General features: G+C 28.9%; 18 protein-coding genes and 1 pseudogene. 17 read left to right on the forward strand and 2 right to left on the reverse strand.

All coding sequences use genetic code 11. From position 1 onward, the window contains the following. From H8S20_RS14060 to yjeM, 8 genes are all read left to right on the forward strand, one after another. A partial coding sequence (locus H8S20_RS14060; RefSeq protein WP_186860506.1) for a DEAD/DEAH box helicase occupies positions 1 to 2,067 on the forward strand: 2,067 nt, incomplete at its 5' end. A 139-nt stretch (positions 2,068 to 2,206) separates the two neighbouring features. Beyond that, complete coding sequence (locus H8S20_RS14065; RefSeq protein WP_186860507.1) at positions 2,207 to 2,851, forward strand: Bax inhibitor-1 family protein; 645 nt, start codon at positions 2,207 to 2,209, stop codon at positions 2,849 to 2,851. A 142-nt stretch (positions 2,852 to 2,993) separates the two neighbouring features. Further along, a complete protein-coding gene (gene hutH / locus H8S20_RS14070; RefSeq protein WP_186860508.1) occupies positions 2,994 to 4,517 on the forward strand; it encodes a histidine ammonia-lyase in 1,524 nt (507 codons plus the stop codon). Positions 4,518 to 4,535: 18 nt separating this feature from the next. After that, a complete protein-coding gene (ftcD, locus tag H8S20_RS14075) occupies positions 4,536 to 5,426 on the forward strand; it encodes a glutamate formimidoyltransferase (protein ID WP_186860509.1) in 891 nt (296 codons plus the stop codon). A gap of 1 nt (position 5,427) precedes the next feature. Further along, entirely contained in the window at positions 5,428 to 6,687 is a 1,260-nt protein-coding gene (gene hutI / locus H8S20_RS14080) for an imidazolonepropionase (RefSeq protein WP_186860510.1), read from the forward strand. A gap of 14 nt (positions 6,688 to 6,701) precedes the next feature. Continuing rightward, entirely contained in the window at positions 6,702 to 7,343 is a 642-nt protein-coding gene (locus H8S20_RS14085; RefSeq protein WP_186860511.1) for a cyclodeaminase/cyclohydrolase family protein, read from the forward strand. A gap of 16 nt (positions 7,344 to 7,359) precedes the next feature. Continuing rightward, positions 7,360 to 9,384, forward strand: a complete 2,025-nt coding sequence (gene hutU, locus H8S20_RS14090; RefSeq protein WP_186860512.1) for a urocanate hydratase — start codon at positions 7,360 to 7,362, stop codon at positions 9,382 to 9,384. A gap of 218 nt (positions 9,385 to 9,602) precedes the next feature. Next, entirely contained in the window at positions 9,603 to 11,120 is a 1,518-nt protein-coding gene (gene yjeM / locus H8S20_RS14095) for a glutamate/gamma-aminobutyrate family transporter YjeM (RefSeq protein ID WP_186860513.1), read from the forward strand. Positions 11,121 to 11,164: 44 nt separating this feature from the next. On the opposite strand, the gene H8S20_RS14100 is transcribed toward yjeM, so the two are convergent. Continuing rightward, positions 11,165 to 11,434: a DUF1294 domain-containing protein gene (locus tag H8S20_RS14100; protein ID WP_186860514.1), complete on the reverse strand. Its 270-nt coding sequence runs from the start codon at positions 11,432 to 11,434 to the stop codon at positions 11,165 to 11,167. 76 nt (positions 11,435 to 11,510) lie between these two features. Further along, entirely contained in the window at positions 11,511 to 12,101 is a 591-nt protein-coding gene (gene plsY / locus H8S20_RS14105) for a glycerol-3-phosphate 1-O-acyltransferase PlsY (RefSeq protein ID WP_186860515.1), read from the reverse strand. Positions 12,102 to 12,331: 230 nt separating this feature from the next. Here plsY and H8S20_RS14110 point away from each other — a divergent pair, with 230 nt between their 5' ends. The 9 genes and pseudogenes from H8S20_RS14110 to H8S20_RS14150 form a co-directional block, all read left to right on the forward strand. After that, on the forward strand, positions 12,332 to 12,961 hold the full coding sequence (locus H8S20_RS14110) for a DUF488 domain-containing protein (protein WP_186860519.1): 630 nt from the start codon (positions 12,332 to 12,334) through the stop codon (positions 12,959 to 12,961). A gap of 43 nt (positions 12,962 to 13,004) precedes the next feature. Further along, complete coding sequence (locus H8S20_RS14115; protein WP_186860516.1) at positions 13,005 to 13,154, forward strand: hypothetical protein; 150 nt, start codon at positions 13,005 to 13,007, stop codon at positions 13,152 to 13,154. A 20-nt stretch (positions 13,155 to 13,174) separates the two neighbouring features. Continuing rightward, positions 13,175 to 16,120 (forward strand): helicase C-terminal domain-containing protein, encoded by a 2,946-nt coding sequence (locus H8S20_RS14120; RefSeq protein ID WP_186860517.1) that lies wholly within the window; start codon positions 13,175 to 13,177, stop codon positions 16,118 to 16,120. A 235-nt stretch (positions 16,121 to 16,355) separates the two neighbouring features. Then, positions 16,356 to 17,399, forward strand: a complete 1,044-nt coding sequence (locus H8S20_RS14125; RefSeq protein WP_032118644.1) for an ABC transporter ATP-binding protein — start codon at positions 16,356 to 16,358, stop codon at positions 17,397 to 17,399. Continuing rightward, positions 17,393 to 18,259, forward strand: a complete 867-nt coding sequence (locus H8S20_RS14130; RefSeq protein WP_032118645.1) for a carbohydrate ABC transporter permease — start codon at positions 17,393 to 17,395, stop codon at positions 18,257 to 18,259. Before H8S20_RS14125 ends, H8S20_RS14130 begins: the two co-directional genes overlap by 7 nt. Before the next feature lie 11 nt (positions 18,260 to 18,270). After that, complete coding sequence (locus H8S20_RS14135; RefSeq protein WP_032118646.1) at positions 18,271 to 19,098, forward strand: carbohydrate ABC transporter permease; 828 nt, start codon at positions 18,271 to 18,273, stop codon at positions 19,096 to 19,098. Positions 19,099 to 19,280: 182 nt separating this feature from the next. Then, entirely contained in the window at positions 19,281 to 20,609 is a 1,329-nt protein-coding gene (locus H8S20_RS14140) for an extracellular solute-binding protein (RefSeq protein ID WP_032118647.1), read from the forward strand. Between the two features lie 127 nt (positions 20,610 to 20,736). Next, positions 20,737 to 21,693 carry a DHH family phosphoesterase gene (locus H8S20_RS14145; protein ID WP_186860518.1) on the forward strand — a complete coding sequence of 319 codons (957 nt, stop codon included), beginning with the start codon at positions 20,737 to 20,739 and terminating at the stop codon, positions 21,691 to 21,693. A gap of 143 nt (positions 21,694 to 21,836) precedes the next feature. Next, positions 21,837 to 22,095, forward strand: a pseudogene (locus H8S20_RS14150) (repressor LexA); the annotation flags it as partial.

Genomic DNA, 22,095 nt, shown 5'->3' on the forward strand with positions numbered 1-22,095 from the left:
ATTAGGAAATACATACAGGGAAAATATTTTATATATAGAGAAAATGAATATATATATTGTGATATAAACGTTATTTATGGAAATAAAGTCATTAACATTTTAAAAGATAATAATTTAGTGTTGGAATGGATTAGAGATTTTAAATATGAAGAAAGACTTATAATGGCTTTTGAGAGATATGGTTTTATAAAGAGTAATGGAAAAATGAGATTTATAGGTGATGATGAAAATTTATTCTTATTTTTAAACTCTAAAGATAATGAACTTTCTGAGTTTGGGCAAATAGTCTTACCTAAAAACTTAAATGAATTTTATATATATAATTCAGAGGATTTATATGGAACTGTATATGAGGAAGATTGGGCAATAAAATTATCATATGGGATCAAAGGAATATCAGAAGATGATTTTAAAAAAGCATATAAAGCTTTTAAAAATAATAATAGATTTTACAAAACTAAAAATAAAGGGTTTATTGATTTGATGGATTATAAGTTAAGAGATATGTTTAATATGATTAATCTATTAAATTTAGAGAATGACTTAGATAAGGGTATTTCTTATATTAGTAAAGCAAAAATATCATTTGTTAAAGAGTTGATAAATAAATGCGACTTATCATTTATTTATAATAAGGATAGCCTAAAATCTATAGAAGAAAAGCTAAAGGAGTTAAAACAAAAAGATATTGAATTAACGACTAAGGTAACATCTATTTTAAGACCCTATCAAGAAGACGGTATTAAGTGGATAAGAGATTTGTATAATTTAGGTTTTGGTGGTATCTTAGCTGATGAAATGGGATTAGGAAAAACATTACAAACAATTTCTTTTTTAGCAAGTAATAAAGATAAGAAGTTTATAATAATAGTTCCTACTTCATTAATTTTTAATTGGAGAGATGAGTTTTTAAAATTTACACCAGAATTAAACATAGGAATAGTGTATGGGGATAAAAGGAATTGTATAATTGAGAATTATAAAAGTTATAATGGTTTAATTACTACTTATGGAGTCTTAAAAAATGATTTAGAGAAGTTTATAGATAAAGAGTTTGATATTTGTATTATTGATGAAGCACAAAATATTAAAAACTACAAATCACAAAATGCAGAAGCAGTAAAAAAAATTAAAGCTAGATTTAGGTTGGCTTTAACGGGAACTCCAATAGAAAATAATCTAAAGGAGCTTTGGAGTATATTTGACTTTATAATGCCTGAATTTTTATACGAGATTGAAGAGTTTGATAGTAAGTTTAATAAAGATAATGAGAAGAGTATATTATTGCTTAAGTCATTGGTAAATCCCTTTGTTTTAAGAAGGACAAAAGAAGAAGTAGCGAAAGATTTGCCAGGGAAAAGTGAAAGAACTGTAGTAGTTAAATTAGAGAAGAATCAGGAGTTTTATTACAAAAACTATATTCAGAATATAAGAAATAAAATAAAAACAGATTCGAATGTTCAAGTTTTTTCTTATTTAATAAGATTAAGACAAATTTGCCTTCATCCAGCTTTGGCATTTACAGAATATGTAGGAGGTAGCGGAAAATTTAAAATTGCACACAAAATAATAAATAGTGCTTTAAAAGAAAACAGAAAAATATTAATTTTTTCGCAATTTACAACTGTTTTAGACATGTTTGGAGATGAACTTGCAAAGAATAATACTAAGTTCTACAAATTAAGCGGAGAAACTTTACCTAAAGAAAGAATTAGATTAGTTAACTCTTTTAACGAAAGTAAAGATGTTAATATATTTTTAATTTCTTTAAAGGCTGGAGGAACTGGCCTGAATTTGACATCAGCAAATCTAGTTATACATTTTGATCCATGGTGGAATCCGGCAGTTGAATCACAAGCAACTGATAGGGCTCATAGAATAGGGCAGAAAAAAGAGGTAGAGGTTATTAAATTAGTTGCTAAAGGTACTATAGAAGAAAGTATAATTAATTTGCAGAATGATAAAAAAGATTTAATAGAAGATATTTTATCTGGTAATAGTATTAAGAGTTCTTCAATAAATAAAGAGATGATACAGGAATTAGTTAAAAATTATATAGAAAACTAACTTATAAACTTCATAAAGTAATTTTAAAAGTAAATACATTGTAGATATTATATTAATTATTTGTAAAAAATACCTCTTATCCTTTGAATAATATACCTGAAAGTGGTAATGTTAATTAAAAGATTAAGGAGGAGTTAAGATGGTAAAGGAAAATTATTTATCCATATTAAAAACCTTTTTTATAGCACTTATATTTTTGGTTATAGGTAGTATAATAGGGGTAAGATTTATACCAGCTACTTTTAGATATATGTTAAATATAGCATTTTTTGTAGTTGTTTTATTTTCAGCGTTTTCTAAAAGAGGTGGATTTATAAGAAATAAGGCTAACATGTATACTTATGCTTTCATTTTAGGCATACTTACTGGATCAACTTATGTATATTATTTTGCTAGATTAGGTCCAGAAATTTTTATATCTTGCGTAATAGGAGTGCTTTTAATATTTGCATTTGCATATTTTTTTGCGGCAAGATCATCAGAGGAAAATATAATGAGACTTTCACCTATAATTTGGGGTGGGATTCTAGCCTTAGTTATCTTAGAGTTTATTAATATATTTTTCTTTAGATTTGGAACGTTTGATTTAATGTTATCTACTGCAGGAATATTAATATATTCTATTTATGCTATCTACATTATGAAATCTATACAAAGTAGATGTAGATATAGTAGATTATCTGAAGGAGAGGTAGTAGCATTGTCTTACTCTATATTTATAAGTTTCTTAAATCTACTACTTGATTTATTAAGGTTTATGTCAATTATAAGTGATGATAATTAAAGCATAAAATGTTTACAAATAATGGATATGGATATAAAATTAAAATATAGCGACATTAAAAAGAGAGGCATAACCTCTCTTTTTAATTATATATAATTATCTGAATTTTCTATAAATACTACCGGATGAAAGGGAGATTAATATGGATGGAATAAATATTAATGGTCAAAATCTTACTTTACAAAGGCTTGTTGATATTTCTAGGTTTGATGAAAAGGTATATCTAGATAAAGAAGCAAAAGATAAAGTGAAAAAATCAAGAGAAATTGTTGAATCTATTGAACGTGATAAAAAGGTTGTTTATGGAATAACTACAGGGTTCGGCAAATTTGCTAATGTAACTATATCAACGGAAGATTGTAAAACATTACAAAGGAATTTAATACTTTCACATGCTTGCGGGGCTGGTAAGCCTCTTCCTACTGATGTAGTAAGAGCAATTATGGTATTAAGGGCTAATGCGTTATCAATTGGATACTCAGGAATAAGAGAAAGCACATTAGAAACATTAATAGAAATGGTAAATAAACATGTTAATCCGATAGTATTTGAAAAAGGGTCGTTAGGAGCTTCTGGTGATTTAGCACCTCTATCCCATATGGTATTAACCATGATAGGCGAAGGTGAAGCGGAGTATGAAGGTGAAGTTGTGCCGAGTAAAGAGGCTATGGAGAAGGCTAATATAAATATTGTTGAGTTAAGATCTAAAGAGGGACTGGCATTAATTAATGGTACTCAAGTTATGACAGCTATTGGCGCTTTAACGGTGTATGATGCTATTAATTTAATAAAGATAAGTGATATTGCAGCTGCACTAACATTGGAGGCATTAAGAGGTATAAAAGATGCTTTTGATATAAGAACACACAAGGTAAGACCTCATAAAGGTCAATTAAAAACTGCTGAGAATATTTTAAGATTAACTGAAGGAAGTACTTTTATAACTAAACAAGGAGAGTTAAGAGTTCAAGATGCTTATTCATTAAGATGTATTCCTCAAGTACATGGAGCAAGTAAAGATGCTATATCATATGTAGAAGAAAAGGTACTAATTGAAATGAATTCTGTAACAGATAATCCAACTATTTTAAAAGATGGTGATGTGATATCTGGAGGTAATTTTCATGGACAGCCTATGGCATTAAGCTTTGATTTCTTAGGAATTGCATTAGCAGAACTTGCTAATATTTCAGAAAGACGTCTTGAAAGGCTTATTAATAACCAATTAAATGATCTACCTTCGTTTTTAATAGAAAATGGAGGCTTAAATTCAGGATTTATGATAACGCAATATGCAGCTGCTTCATTAGTTTCAGAAAATAAAGTATTATCTCATCCAGCTTCAGTAGATTCTATTCCCTCTTCAGGAAATCAAGAAGATCATGTAAGTATGGGAACAATAGCTGCTAGGAAGAGTAGAGAAATATTAGAAAATGTGAAGAGGGTTATTGCAACTGAAATTATGGCAGCATGTCAAGCTATAGATTTTAGAGAAGGCTTAGTGTTAGGAGAAGGTACAAAAGCTGCCTATGATTTTATAAGGGAACATGTAGATTTTATAAAAGAAGATAAAGTTATGTATAAAGATTTAGATAAAATAACTGAATTAATTACATCAGAAAAATTATTAAAAAGAGTTGAGGAAAAAGTAAAATTATTATATTGATGAGGAGATGTAATAAAAGTGGCTAAAATAATTGAATGTATACCTAATTTTAGTGAAGGGAGAGATAAAGTAACTATAGATAAGATAATAGATACACTTAGAGGGAGGGAAGGAATTAAGCTTCTAGATTACTCTAGTGATAAAGACCATAATAGAACAGTTGTAACTTTTGTAGGGGCCCCAGAAATGGTCTATGAAGGAATACTAGCTATGGCAGATAAAGTTTATGAATATATAGATATGAGAAAGCATAATGGAGAACATCCAAGAATGGGAGCTTTAGACGTAGTACCAATTGTACCTGTAAGTGACGTAACTATGGATGAATGTATAGAATTAGCTAAGAGAGTAGGTAAGGAAATAGCTAAAAAATACAATGTCCCTGTATACTTATATGAAGATGCAGCTACTAAAGATAATAGAAGAAATTTAGCTGTAGTAAGAAAAGGTCAATATGAAGGATTTTTTCAAAAAATAAAAGAAGAGGGCTGGGAACCAGATTTTGGCCCACGTGAAATGAACGAAAAAAGTGGATGTGCTGCTATTGGGGCAAGAGTACCACTTGTAGCTTTTAATGTTAATTTAGATACTGATAATATTGAAATAGCTCAGAATATTGCAAAAGTAGTTAGACATATTGGAGGTGGACTAAGATATGTTAAAGCTATGGGAGTAGAACTAAAGGAAAGAAGAATAGTTCAGGTATCTATGAATTTAGTTAATTATGAAAAAACTGCTGTATATAGAGCTTTTGAGATGGTAAAAATTGAAGCAAAACGATATGGGGTTAATGTTATAGGGAGTGAAGTTATTGGATTAGTCCCTATGGCTGCATTAATTGGTTGTGCTGAATACTATTTACAAATAGAAAATTTCTCACAAGATCAAATATTAGAAAAGAGGATATAGTATGGCTTTAATATTAAAAAATATAAGCACTCTTGTTACTTGTAAAGGCAGTTATGGAAAAACTAAAGAAGAAATGAAAGAAGCAGGAATAATTAATAATGGATATATAGTAATAGATAATGGATTAATACAGGAAGTTGGTAATGATAATGGATATTTAAAATACATCAATGATGATTCAGAATCCATAGACTGTGAGGGGAAAACTGTAACACCAGGTCTTATAGATTGTCATACTCATGTAGTATATAGTGGCTCAAGAGAAAGTGAACTTAAGCTAAAGTTAAATAATAAAAGTTATATAGATATTCTTAATTCAGGTGGAGGTATCTTAAGTACAGTAAGAAATACTAGACAATCTACTGTAAATGAATTGATTGCTGAAAGTAGTAAAAGATTAAATACAATGCTTTTACATGGCACAACAACTATTGAGAGTAAATCAGGATATGGATTAAATCTTATAGATGAAGCTAAAATCTTAGAGGTAAATAAAGTATTAGATAAAGAGCATCCAATTGATATAATATCTACTTATCTTGGAGCTCATGCCATACCGAAGGAGTATAAGGATAATAGAGAAAAATATATAGAAGAAATTATAAAGGAGCATATTCCATATGTAGTAGAAAATGATTTGGCGGAATATATAGATGTATTTTGTGAAGAAGGAGTATTTACAGTAGAAGAATCTAGGGCAATATTAGAAGCAGGTATAAATAAAGGATTAAAAGTTAAGCTCCATGGTGATGAAATAGCAAGTATAGGTGGTGGGGAGTTAGCTGGTGAGTTAAAAGCAACATCTGCAGAGCATTTAGTAGCTATATCTGATGATGGAATAAAAGCATTAAACCAAAATAACGTTATTGCTGTATTATTACCATCTACATCATTTTATTTAATGTTAAATCATTATGCTGATGCTAGAAAAATGATAAACAAAGGAGTAAAAATAGCTTTATCAACTGATTGCAATCCAGGAACATCTCCTAATGAATCATTACAGTTTACTATGACTTTAGCTTGCTATGGTATGAAATTATTACCTGAAGAAATAATAAATGCTGTTACTATAAATGCAGCCTGTGCAATAAATAGAGAAAATGAAATAGGAAGCATTGAAATAGGGAAAAAAGCAGATTTGACTATATTCAATTCAAAAAGTTTAGATTATTTAATATATCATATTGGAGATAATGCAGTAGATAAAGTAATAAAGAATGGAAAAATTGTAGTTAGAGATGGAAAGTTAAATTTTTAAGGGGGTATGAACAAATGTTCAAAAATCGTAAAATAGAAGAATTTATAGAGAATTTATCATCCTCAGAGCCTACTCCAGGTGGTGGGACAGTAGCTGCATTATTAGCATCAATATCATCCTCGTTAGTTAACATGGTATATAACATAACAATAAATAAAAAGATATTCCATAACTTAGATAAAAGTATAAAAAGTGAAGTATTATTAGCAAAAGATAGAATTGATAATATGACCAACATATTTTTAAAACTTATGGATGATGACTCTAGAGCTTTTACTAAGGTAATGGAATCATTAAAATTGCCTAAATCTACCGAAGAAGAGATGTTTTTAAGAAATATTAAGATTCAAGATTCATATAAAGAAGCATTATATACACCACTTCAAACTGTAAGAGAAAGTTATAAACTGTATGATTATATATATCTTGCAGTCAGATATGGGAATAAAAATGCTATTACAGATGTTGCAGTAGCAGCATTATCTTTACAGTCAGCTATAGAGGGTGCAACACTTAATGTTAGAATAAATGCAAAATATATAGAAGATAAAGAGTATACTAACTTGGTTATATATGAATGCAATGAAATTGTTAAAAATGGTATTAAAAAAAGAGATGAAATATTAAAACTAGTAGAATTAGAATTAGAAGGTTAATCCAAGGGGGAGATTTATGAATAATACAGAGATATATGAGTCAATGAGCATAAAGTTAGACAATATTTTGCCAGAGAAAACTATTTTTGAAAATGGAATAAGAAGAGCTCCTGATAGGGGATATACTTTAACAAAAAAAGAAACAGAATTAGCATTGAAAAACGCTTTGAGATATATACCAGAAGAATTACATGAAGAAATAGCTCCTGAATTTTTAGATGAACTTAAGACTAGGGGAAGGATATATGGATATAGATTTAGGCCGAAAGAAAGGATTTATGGAAAACCTATAGATGAGTACAAAGGTAAATGTATAGAAGGAAAAGCCTTTCAAGTTATGATAGATAATAATTTAAGCTTTGATATAGCTTTGTATCCATATGAACTTGTTACTTATGGAGAAACTGGACAAGTATTTCAAAATTGGATGCAATATTGTTTAGTAAAGAAATATCTTGAAGAGATTACGGATGAACAAACTTTAGTTATTGAATCAGGTCATCCAGTAGGGCTATTTAAATCTAGAAAGGAAGCTCCAAGGGTTATTATAACCAATGCTATTATGATAGGTCAATTTGATAATTTAAAAGACTGGCATAGAGCTATGCAGCTAGGAGTAGCTAACTATGGGCAAATGACTGCAGGAGGGTGGATGTATATTGGCCCACAAGGAATAGTTCATGGTACCTTCAATACTATTTTAAATGCAGGAAGACTAAAACTAGGTATTAAAGATGATGAGGCTCTAAAAGGTTATATATTTGTTTCATCAGGGCTTGGTGGGATGAGTGGAGCTCAAGGTAAGGCTGCAGAAATAGCTGGAGCTATTGGTATAATTGCAGAAGTAGATTATTCAAGAATAGAAACAAGATATAAGCAAGGGTGGATAAAACGAGTTTCTAATAATCTAGAAGAGGTATTTGAAATTGCTGATGAATATAAAAATAAAAAAGAAGCTGTATCTATTGCTTACCATGGAAATATAGTTGATTTGTTAGATTATATTGTAAAAAATAATATTAGAATAGATCTTTTGTCTGATCAGACTTCTTGCCATGCTGTATATGATGGTGGATATTGTCCGAGAGGAATTAGTTTTGATGAGAGAACAAAGCTATTAAAGGAAAATAGAAGTAAATTTGAGAAATTAGTAAATTCTACATTGAGGGATCATTTTAATTTGATAAAAGAATTATCAAATAGAGGGGTATATTTCTTTGATTATGGAAATTCATTTATGAAGGCAATATATGATGCAGGAGTACATGAGATATCAAAAAATGGAGTAGATGAAAAGGATGGTTTTATATTCCCATCATATGTAGAAGATATAATGGGACCAGAACTTTTTGACTACGGTTATGGTCCTTTTAGGTGGGTATGTTTAAGTGGAAAAGATGAGGATTTAATAAAAACTGATACAGCAGCTATGGAATGTATAAACCCTAATAGAAGAGCTCAAGATAGAGATAATTATGTATGGATAAGAGATGCTAATAAGAATAATTTAGTAGTTGGTACAAAGGCGAGAATCCTTTATCAAGATGCCTATGGACGTAGAGATATAGCTTTAAAATTTAATAAGATGGTTAGGGATGGTGAAATAGGTCCTATTATGATTGGAAGAGATCATCATGATGTGAGTGGAACAGACTCACCTTTTAGAGAAACTTCAAATATTAAAGATGGTAGTAATATTATGGCTGATATGGCTGTGCAATGTTATGTTGGAAATGCATCTAGAGGTATGAGTCTCGTGGCACTTCATAATGGTGGTGGTGTTGGTATAGGAAAAGCCATAAATGGTGGGTTTGGATTAGTTTTAGATGGTAGTTTAAGAGTAGATGAAATTATAAGATCAGCTATTCTTTGGGATGTAATGGGAGGTGTAGCTAGAAGGGCTTGGGCTAGGAATGAAAATTCTATAAATACAAGCATTAATTACAATAATTTAAATAAAGATACAGATCACATTACACTACCAATACTAGTATCTGATGAACTTATTCGAGATATAATGGATAAAGAATTTAATAATTAATAATTGCAAAAACTTTAGCTATAATGAACAATATAACACAGAAAGTGAATAAAAAATTAACTTCTGATTAAGATAATAGTAAGTAATTTTAATAAAAACGTTATTTTATTAATGTTTAGAAAGACATTGGGTAGGATATAATGATACATTTTATATCATTAATTGACAGATATAAAAATGTCGAATTATATTCGAGTAAACAAAAGAGGAGATAAGATATGGGAAGTAAAAAAAGTACAGGTAAATTAACTTTAATGGCTCTTATACTTATGATTTTCACATCAGTATTTGGTTTTAACAACATTCCTAGAGCATTTTACCTTATGGGATATTCAGCTATTCCATGGTATATATTTGGAGCTATAGCATTCTTTATACCATATGCATTTATGATGGCAGAGTTTGGAGCTGCCTATAAGGATGAAAAAGGTGGAATATATTCATGGATGGAAAGTTCAGTAGGACGTAAGTTTGCATTCATTGGAACATTTATGTGGTTTTCATCTTATATAGTATGGATGGTTAGTGTATCATCTTCTATATGGGTACCATTATCCAATTTAATTTTTGGTTCAGATAAAACATCAACTTGGTCATTATTTGGACTAAACTCAGCACAAACATTAGGTATTTTAGGAATATGCTTTATTATAATAATAACCTTCCTATCATCAAAAGGTATGAATAGTATATCTAAGGTTGCATCTGTAGGAGGAGCATTCGTAACTAGTGCTAATATTGTATTAATAGTAGGTTCATTAATTGTTCTTTTTGCAAATAAGTTTAAATTTGCTCAACCTATTTCTTTAGAGCAATTTACACATTCTCCAAATCCAGCATATGGATCAATCTTAGGAGTGTTAGGATTTTTAGTATTTGCAATATTTGCATATGGTGGACTAGAAGCAGTCGGTGGATTGGTTGACCAAACAGAGAATTCACAAGTTACATTCCCAAAAGGAATAAAAATTTCTGCAATAATTATAGGTATAGGATATTCATTAGCTATACTTACAGTTGGATTCTTTACCAACTGGAATTCAGTATTAAACAATCCTGATGTAAAGATGGCAAATGTTTCATATGTTGTTATTAAGAATTTGGGAATAGAACTAGGTAAAGTATTTGGTCTTTCTCCAAGTGGAGTTGAAATAATGGGTACATTATTTGCAAGATATATTGGGCTTGCTATGTTCTTAGCATTACTGGGAGCATTCTTTACATTAATCTATGCACCATTAAAGCAATTAATTGAAGGTGCACCCAAGGGGATTTGGCCAAAAAGTTGGACTAAACTAGATAAAAATGGAATGCCAGTTAAAGCAATGTATGTTCAAGGTATAACGGTTATTGCTATAATATTAATTGCTTCTTTTGGAGGAAGTAATTCAGATAAATTCTTAGATTATTTAATACTTATGGGTAATGTTTCTATGACAATACCTACTATGTTCTTAGCAATAGCATTTATTTTCTTTAAGAAAAATGATAATATAAAAAAACCATTTGTTATTTTTAAAAGTAAAACTATGGCTACAGTATGGGCTATAATAGTTACTATTACAGTTGGATTTGCAAATTTCTTTACAATAATTCAACCAGCAATAGAAACAAAAGACTATGTTTCAACAGCATTCCAATTAGCAGGACCAATTGTATTTGGTTTAATAGCGTTTATATTAATATGGAATTTTGAAAGAAAAGAAAAAAATAAGGATATTAAAAGAGCTGCGTAATGCAGCTCTTTTTGTTATAGTTAGATGAATATACAATACTAATTTTATTTATGAACTATATTAATTATAATTAGAATTAACTGAAAGGTTAAAATTATAGGAATTCCTAATTTGAATTTTAGATGTTTGGTTTTGTGCCTAAAAGAATACATTCCTATAAGTGCTCCTATTGATCCTCCTAATATAGAGGTTGATATTAGAGTATGTTCGCTTATTCTCCATTTTCTTTTTATAGCTCGTCTTTTATCTGCATACATTAAAATGAAAGATAAAATATTTATTATTATAAGATAAATTAAAAAATATCTAATCAAAATGTCACCTCTTCTTATTAATTATAAATAAAAAGCCTTAAGTGTTTAAATTTACTTAAGACTTTCTAGTAAAATATTATTTTTCAGTTCCGTTAATCAACCTCTTTATATTAGCTCTATGTCTCCAGAAGCAAAGAGCAGCAGCTATAAATGTTGAAGCGATTAAGTATTTATCATAACCTAAAAGCCATGTAGATGTACATAGTACAACAGCTGCAGTTAATGATCTAAGAGATACTATTTTTGTGAAAAGTTTTAAGCCAAAGAAAACTATTGCTGTAACAATGAAAGCCTTAGGAACTATAAACATAAATGCAGCAGCAGAAGTTGCAACTCCTTTACCACCTTTGAATTTTAAAAATATAGTATAGTTATGTCCAAGTATTGCAGCTAAAGCAACTAAACCTAAGCTTAAACTTTTATTGCTAGTTAATATGTTGTTAGCTAATAATAGCTGTGTTAAAGCTACAGGTATTATAGCTTTTAGCATATCTAAGATAGCTGTTATTTTGCCAATTTTTTTACCAGCTACCCTTCCAACATTTGTAGCGCCAATATTTCCACTTCCGTAATCTCTCACATCTTTATTTAACTTTTTCTTAACTATAATGTATCCACTAGGTATAGACCCCATAAGATAACTGAAAATAATTAATAATGCTAGCATAAAAAACTCCTTTATAAATCGAAATCTTAATAAAAATAAAATAATATGATATCTTTATAAATATAATATTATTTTAGATATGGAAAATATGCAAGAGAAACATAATATTATGCTTTAAAGTCTAATTAATATTACAAAATAATAAGAATTTATAATTAAAATTAAATAAATACTATATTAGAGAAAATAAAAGCATTTTATTTTTTAGTTAAAGAAAGGATATATTTATGATAAACATTTATACTATAGGGCATTCTAATTACTCAATAGAGAGATTTGTTAATATGTTAAGGAAATATGAAATAGATGTAGTAGTAGATATAAGAGGAACTCCCTATTCTAAATATAACACTCAATATAATAAAGAAGCATTATGTAATTCGTTAAAAGAATTAGGGTTTAAATATATTTATATGGGAAGCGAGTTTGCAGCACAAAGGGATAATAAGCTTATTTATACATGGGAGGGATATTCAGATTTTGAAAAAGTTATAAATGAGCCAAGTTTTATAAATGGTGTAGAGAGGTTAAAAAAAGGATTAGCTAAGGGGTATAGAATTGTATTGTTAGGAGCAAAACAAGATCCTGTTAATTGTCATAGATTTGCTCTTGTAGGAAGAGAATTATATAAAAGAGGTTTCAATGTAAAACATATAGAGGATGATTTATCTACTTCTTCACAGTTGGAATTAGAAGAAAGGATGTTAGATAAGTATTATCCAAAAGAGGAACAAATTACTATAGATTTTTTACTAAGTGGAGAAAAAAGTAAAGATGAGAAAATTAAAGATAGCTATAGGAAGGTAAATAGGGAAATTGGATTTAGGGTTGAGAATTTAAATGTAGCAAAGAAAAATTAATTTTCATAATATAGTATAATGAATATACTATAGGAGCGTAAATATGAATAAGTGGGATGACTTGGCTATTGTAACTTTTATTGCTTGTGATGTAATAATAGAGAATACAGAGAATTTCAAGTTGTTTTCTGATTACTTTTATAGAACATTGAAGTATGAAGCTAAAGATATTTTTAAAAGACTATTCAAATAAAAACAAGGAGGTGGTTTTTAATGAAGTATAAAAGCGTCTTAGATAATGTAGTCTATCTTGATATAGAAACCACCGGATTAAACCCAATAAATTCTGAAATAATTGAGATAGGTGCTTTAAAGATCACCAATTCTGTCCAAAGCAAATTAAATATTCTAATTAAACCTATAAAAGAAGTTCCTATAGGGATTTATCATCTTTGCGATGGTTTAAAAGCAGATGATTTATATAAAGGGTATACACTAATCGAAGCTAAGAGAATGTTAATAGAATTTATAAAAGATTTACCTTTAATTTGTCATAATAAATCTTTTGAAGAGTCATTTTTTTCTTATTATTTTCCAGAAGTTAAAAATAGTATTCTCGATTCTATGGAGTTAGCATGTATTTTAGAGCCAAGCAGGAAAAATTTTAATGTTCAAGACCTTTTAAATGAAATTACTACAATAAAAGAGAAGGAAAAACATAGAGGTCTGGAAGATTCAATACATACCATGTTAATTGTTAATTCGTTATTGTGTAGACTATGGCAAAGGGAAGAAGAAGCTAATAGGATAAATAATTTATATAATGAACTAAATAAGTTGTTTATAAATCGTAAACCTTGGGGTTGGAGAAAGTACTTATTAAAGCCAATTATGTTTGATCCGGTAGATTATCCTTATGTTCTATTTAAAGAAACATTTCTTAAGCCTTTAAAAATGAACCCAATAAAAATAAATTATGAAGATTATGAAAAACTTCTAAGAAATGAAAATATATGGGGAAATGGTGGGGATTTTAAATATCAGTATAGAGCAGATCAAGAGTCTATATCTTTGAAGATAAGAGAAAATTACGAGAAAAGCAAACGGATATTTATCGAAGCGCCAACAGGAAGCGGTAAAACTTTTGCATATCTATTGATTGCGATTATAGTTAGTTATTTAAATAAGCAAAATAAAAACTTTGATGATAGCAATTTTGTTATTTCTACAGATACAAAAGAATTACAAAATCAATTAATAGATAAGGATATTCCAAATATTTTAAGGAAATTAAAGTTATACAATAAAATAAGTTTTGGAGCTATGAAAGGTAAAGGAAATTATATTTGTATGGAGAGACTTAAAAAGTCTAAAGAATTTGAAGAAGATGAAAATAGCTTGCTTTCTTTTCTGTTTTTGAAAAGATATGGAGAAGAAGGAACTAGTGGTGATCTAGAAAATATAAACTTCTGGGCCTTAAATTATTTTCATATAGATAAATATAAAAATCATATTAATTGTGATAGTGAAAACTGCAATTTAGATAGATGTAAAACTATATGTTTTTTAAAAAATAGGTATAATGAATTGCCAAAGGAGAATATTACTGTGGTTAACCATTCATTATTAGCTAGTTGGCCTTATTCAGAAAAAAGAAAAATTAATCATTTAATTATTGATGAGGCCCATAATTTAATGGAAAAAGCTCATGATTTTTTTTCAGAGGAATTTAATTCATATGAATTTTCAGAATTAATAAAGCAGATAAACGAAACAACTCCATCTATAATTTTTTTATTAAAAAGATTAAATGGACTCTATAATTATAAAAATCATATTGATTCTGATGATATTATAAATAAGTCAAAAGATATAAGTATTAGTATAGCTTTTATGTTAAATGAGTTTATAAGAATAGGATTGAACAATGGAAAGTACAATTTTAATGATGAATTTTTTAACCCAGAAGAAGCGTTAAGAAATTCTTCTGAAAGCATTGCAGATTTATTAAGTGGTTTAAAAATGTGCATATATAGACTTTATAAAGTGTTAGATGATTATATAAAGAATATACTTGATGAGGATGAAAAAGATTCAGGGAATGAATATAGAGCGTTAAATAACTATGTTATGAAACTTAGAAGTGCTTTTGATATAATTGACAACTTTTTAGGGTATTCTAAAGAGTACGCTAAAGTTATAGACATAGATAAAGAATTTAAATATTTCATCATAAAAAATGTACCATTAAATATTTCAAAATTAATAAATGAAAATATGCTAAATGAAGTAAAAAGTACAGTATTCATATCTGCAACATTAAGAATAAATAATTCGTTTCAAGAGGTTAAAAGAGTATTAGGACAAAAAGATGCTAATACTTTTTGGATAAAACCAGTATTTAATTTAAAGAATAGAACAAAAATTTTTACTGTAAAGGATATAGGATCTTATAAAAATGAAGAATTATTTGCAGAGAATACCGCAAAGTTAATTTATGATATAGCTATAAAAACCAAAGGGCATATCCTTGTTCTATTTAGTAATAACTTAAGACGTGAAAATGTTATGAATAAACTAACAATATACTCTAAGGGTACGGAATTAGAGATATACAATAATAAAAAAGCTATACAATATCTAAAAGATAAAAATAGACAGGTTGTAATATTAGGGAGCAAAGGCTTTTTTGAAGGTATAGATATACCAGGAGATTCTTTAAATTGTGTAATAATCGATAAAATTCCTAATATTAATCCTACAGATCCATTGTATAAAGCTTTAAAAACATATACGAATATATTTTATAGTGGATACAATTATCCTAAGGTGTGTATAAAACTTAAGCAAGGTTATGGAAGATTAATAAGAAGTATTTATGATTATGGATACTTTATTATTCTTGATGGAGGTACCAATAAAGATACTTTAAAAAAATTAGAGATAGATTTAAGCGGACCTGCTATTTATGAAAAATGGTCAAAAGAAATAGTAAATACAATATCTATAGATTTTAATAGGTGGAAAGAAGAGAATTTTTATAATATTATTAAAGAAGTTGATAGTAAGAATATCAAAGAAAGCTTTAATGATATATCTCAAAAAATGAATTTGTATTGGGAATGTGTAGAGACTGGCAATAAAGATGAATTAGAATTTAAAAATAATGAAAAAAACTTGAAGGTTAAAGTCAATAATATTTTAAATAAAAGGTTGTGAACTAGTTAGGTTGTTCACAACCTTTTTGACAATGTACTATAAATATAACTGAAAATATTAAGGGAAAATATACAATTATTATGCGGATAATGGAAAACAAAAATATAACATTCAGTATTTGTCCGAAAAACGTTGACAAAGGGTCGAAAATTATCGTATTCTGTTAAATGAGCGAAAGCTTTTTTACATTTAGAAATTAATATTTGTATTAAATTAGGCATGAGGTGAATTACTAATGGGTATAAGACTAGAAAATCTAGTTGTCAAGTTTGGAGATTTTAAAGCGATTAATGATGTAACATTACAAATACCAAAAGGTAAGCTTGTATCATTATTAGGACCTTCAGGATCAGGTAAATCAACAACGTTATTTACTATTTCAGGAATACACAAGCCACATAGTGGTAAGATATTCTTTGGTGATAGGGATGTTACTGGATTAGAGCCAGAGCAATTAGGAATAGGATTAGTTTTCCAAAACTATGCACTATATCCGCATATGACTGTAAGAGAAAATATTTTATTCCCTTTAAGAAATTTAAAATGGGACAAGGTTAAGGCTGAAGAAAGAGTTCTTGAAGTTGCAAAAATAGTTAAGATTCAAGATCAATTAGATAAGAAGCCAGCTCAACTTTCAGGAGGACAGCAACAAAGAGTTGCTATAGCGAGAGCTATTGCAAAAAATCCTGATATCTTATTACTTGATGAACCACTTTCTAACTTAGATACTAAGTTAAGAGTTGAAACTAGACAAGAAATAAGAAGAATACAAAAAGAAACAGGGGTTACTGCTATATTTGTAACTCACGATCAAGAAGAAGCTATGAGTATTTCAGATGAGATCGTATTAATGAAGGATGGAGCTATTCAACAAATTTCTTCACCAAGCGATATCTATATGAATCCTGTTAACAAATTCGTTGCTTCATTTATTGGAAGTCCAGAAATGAACTTCATTGATATAGCAATAAATGATGGGAAGTGTACTATTGATTCATTAACAATAGACAACCTTCCAAAGAATATGACTAAAGCTACATTAGGTTTTAGAGCAGAAGATTTAGAGGTTGCTACAGAAGGGCTTAAAACTAAGGTAATGACAGTAGAAATATTAGGTAGAGAAAGATTATTAACTTTAGAGCATCAAGGTAGAACTTATAAGATGTTAGTTGATAAAGAGTTCTATGTAAATGAAGGTGAAGAATTAATAGTTAAACCTAAAACTGGTAAGAGTTATGTGTTTGACGCTGAAAGCGAGGCGTTCGTAACAAAATGCTAAAAAAAGGGCGTAAAGGATATATATATTTATTACCAGCATTAATCATATTAGGTATATTTGTTTTCTATCCAATAATAAATACAGTTATTTTTAGTTTTGATGAAACTAAAGCACCAGGGTTTGTATTTGGACTTGAAAGTTACAAATTCCTATTCCAAGATAAGAGATTTTTACAATCAATTATAAACACATGTGTTTATGCAGCAATTGTACCTGTATTATCTGTAGGTATTTCATTGCTACTTGCAAATTCATTAGTAAATATTAAAAGTGAAAAGATAAGAGGAATATTCCAAAGTATATACTTCTTACCATATGTAACTTCATTAGTTGCAATTGGTATAGTATGGTCTTGGTTATTTAATAGTGAATATGGAATAATAAATTACTTCTTAGGGGTTATAGGAGTTAATCCAATAAATTGGCTTAATGATCCTAAGTATGCAATGGTTGCTTTAATAATCTTTGCAGTATGGAAGAGTTTAGCTTTCAATACACTTATCTTAACTACAGGAATAGCCTCAATCAATCCGCAATACTATCAAGCAGCTAAAATAGACCAAGCTACAAGTGGAACTATTTTCAGAAAAATAACTATTAAATTAGTTTCACCTATGATTGTATACACATATATAATCAGTTTAATTGCAGCATTTAAGGTTTATACAGAAGTTTATGTTCTTTTTGGAGGACGTACACTAGATGGTGCAGTATCTACAGTAGTTAGATATATTATAGATAGATTCTATGGGGACCAAGACTTCCCGTTAGCATTTGCTGCAGCGGTTGTATTATTATTAATAATTTTAACTGTTACATTTGTTCAAAGAACAATTGCACGTAATAAAGTTCATTATTAAGGAGTGCGGACATGAAGAATAAATTAAATATAAAAGTAGCTTTAAAGTATTTTGTATTAGTTGCTTTTGCTATAATTACTTTATTCCCATTTTATTGGATGATAGCTTCATCTTTTAAGGATAGTTTCGAGGTTATCCAGACACCTCCAACTATGTTCCCTAACAAGATATTATGGGAGAATTATAGTACAGCATTTTCAATGGCTCCATTTGGGAGATACTTTTTAAATACTATCTTAGTTACAATTTTAAGTATAGTTAGTACAGTTATAATAGCAATATTATCAGCTTTCGCTTTTTCTCATCTTGAGTTTAAAGGAAGAGATTTAATATTCTCACTTTTCTTAGCATCAATGATGATACCGGGTGAGGTTTTAATAGTTACAAACTTTAAGACAATATCTCAATTAGGGCTTATGGATACTTATTCAGCATTATTTGTGCCATATATGGCAAATGTATTATATATCTATATGCTTAGAGAATTCTTCTTAAAGATACCAAAACAATTATATTATGCAGCTAAAGTTGATGGTTCAAGTGATTGGAAATTCCTATGGAGAATTGTTGTTCCAATGGCCAAGCCTTCAATAATAACAATCTGTATTCTAGTAGGTATAAATTCATGGAACGCTTTCTTATGGCCATTATTAGTTACTAATAAAGAAAGTATGAGATTATTAGCAACAGGGCTTACAGCATTCCAATCTGATGCAGGAAATCAATATGAGTTAATTATGGCAGCTTCAACTATAATTACTATGCCTATAATAGCTATATATATATTCCTTCATAAGAAGATTATGAGTGGTATATCTATAGGGGGAATTAAAGGATAAGTTATTAGGAATAACATATTTGTTTTTGATGATTCATTAGTTGTATGAGTTTGAGGATAACTTTCTATTATGAAAGCTATCCTTACGCTCAAAAAAATTTTAGATTTTTTATGAAATCATTTAGATTGTCAAATATGGAATTCTTGATATATATATTAAAAATTTTACAAGAGGTGGTACGAATGAGAAAAAGATTATTAGCAGTATTAATGACTGCAGTAGTTGCTACTTCAGCTTTTGTTGGATGTTCTAAAGATGGATCATCAAATGCTGATATAGTAACAGAACTACAAGAGCCTGTAACTATTGAAATGTGGCACTACATGAATGGTAAACAAGCTGAAACATTACAAGAAATCGTTGATGACTTTAACGCAACAAACGATAAGGGGATAACTGTAAATGCTGTTGGGCAAGGAAATATTCCTGACCTAAACAAGAAAGTTATAACTGCTGGACAATCTAACACTTTACCAGCAATCGTAAATGTGTATCCTGATTTAGCTACAGGATTAATAAATGAAGGAAAAATAGTTGATTTAGCTCCATACATAAATGATGAAAATGTTGGTATGGCTGAAGATATAAAAAATGACTTTGTTGATGCTTTTATAGCTGAATTATCTCAATGGGGTGAAGGAAAAGTTTATGGTATGCCAATGACTAAGTCTACTGAAGTTGTATACGTAAATAAAACTTTACTAGAGAAAATAGGGTACAAAGTAGAAGACCTACAAAACTTAACAATGGAAAAATTAGCTGAAATATCAAAGAAAGCTTACGAAGAATTAGGTATAGCTGGATTTGGATTTGACTCATCTTCTAATGCTTTCATTTCAGCTTTAAAAATGGATGGAAAGAACTTCGTTGAATTAGATGGTACAATCAATGTTGATAATGAGTGGGTAAGAGAATTCTTAAAGTTCTTCCAAGAGCAAACAACTAAAGGATACTTTAGAGTTGCTGGAGAGGATAAGTTCCTTTCAGGTCCATTCTCTAACCAAAAGGTGTTAGCATACCAAGGTTCTTCTGCAGGTTTTGCTCATATTAAGACAAATGATGCTTTTGAAATAGCTGTAGTAGAAGTTCCAGTATTTGAAGGGAAGGATAAAGCTGTTATCCAACAAGGAGCTTCTTTATTCGTTACTAACAACGTTTCAGTTGAGCAACAATATGCTGCATATGAATTTATGAAATTCTTAACTAACGCTGAGAACACTGCTAAATTTGCAACTTCAACAGGTTACTTACCAGTTAGAAAGTCTGCTCAAGAATTACCAGAAGTTAAAGCTTTAATTGAAGATGAAACTAATCTTTATGGTAAAATATACAATGTGGCTCAAGAAGCTTTAAACTATGCTTACTATACTCCAGCTGTTAACAATGCACAATCTGCAAGAACATCAGCTGAAGAAAAATACGCAGCATTTGTTACAGGAAGCATTACAGATGTTGATACTTTAATTACTGAATTATTATCAGAAGTTGAAACTTCAATAAACAGACAATAATTAAAATTGAAAATATTTGATTTTCTACAGTATTATTAATTGATTTAAAGTCCCTACTTAGTTATAATATATAGCTATGTAGGGACTTTTTTGATATAGTTAATGCCGTATATGTAGGAGGAAACACATGATAAATGATTTAATGCGAAAAATTATTAATAAAATCGAAGAATATGATAAGATAGCTTTATTTAGGCACGTTTTCCCAGACCCAGATTCCTATGGAGCACAAAACGCCCTTAAAAATATTATAGAAACAACTTATCCTAATAAAAGGGTTATTTTGCTTGGAGAACATTCAAAAAATCTAGAATATATAGGGAAGATGGATCAAAGTGAAAAATTAGATAAAGATACTTTAGCTATAGTTTTAGATGTTGCTAATGCTCCAAGAGTTGATAATCAAGAATTTAATAATTGCGGATATATTATAAAGATAGATCATCATAAACCTTTTGATGCTCCTTTTGAAGATTTAAGTTTTGTTGATACTAATTACCAATCAACTTGTGAAATGATTTTAGACATTTATTTAAGCAATAGAGATAAATTGAAAATAGAAAAGTATGGAAGAAAGTCATTATTTACTGGGATAATAGGGGATACAGGTAGATTTTTATATGTAGAAAATCCAACACCTCTTTTTAAGAAACTATCAGAAATAACTTTTGATTTAGAAGCTAAAGAAATATATGCTAATATGTATAGAAGAGAAGAAGAGGAGTTGAAATTCCTAGGGTATATCTACTCGAACTATAAGAAAACCGATAATGGGGTAGCTTACTTAAAAGTTCCTAAAGAAGATTTAGCTAAATTTGGACTTGAAACTATGAAGGCTGTAAGAATGGTTAATGCACTTCAAGATACAGCAGGAATAATTAACTGGATGTTCTTTGTTGAAAAGCCAGAAGGCGGGGTATTCTGTGAATTTAGATCTAATGGGCCAAGGGTTAATGATATTGCTGCTAAATTTGGTGGTGGTGGTCATATATTAGCTGCTGGTGCTTCTATAGAGAGTTTTGATGTAGCTGATAAAATGATAGAGGAATTTGATAATAATTGTAAGGAATATTTAAATAAATAAGCTTAAATTAACTATTTATCTCATATAATATATAAGTTTTGGTTGACATTTTATGAATGAATAAATAAAATTATAGTATAAACTCCAAAGTAGTTTTCTTTGGAGTTTTTATCATATACATATTGTCTAGAGTAGGTGGATTTATGAAGTTAACTAAAGGTCAAAATAGATTTATAAATAATAAGTCTATGGGAATAACATTTTTAAAAGGTAAAAATAATAGCGGTAAAACTACTGCTTCTATATATAGGACTATAAATCTTGAGAATAATTATTGTTTATATAATGAAGATAAAATATTATATGTAGCTTTAAATAATGATAATGCTAATAAAATTAAAACTAGATACAATGACTTGAAAGAAAAAAATTATTTCTACTCTCTTTTTTCTTCTATAGATG

The organism is Clostridium hominis (assembly GCF_014287825.1).
Taxonomy (GTDB): domain Bacteria; phylum Bacillota; class Clostridia; order Clostridiales; family Clostridiaceae; genus Clostridium; species Clostridium hominis.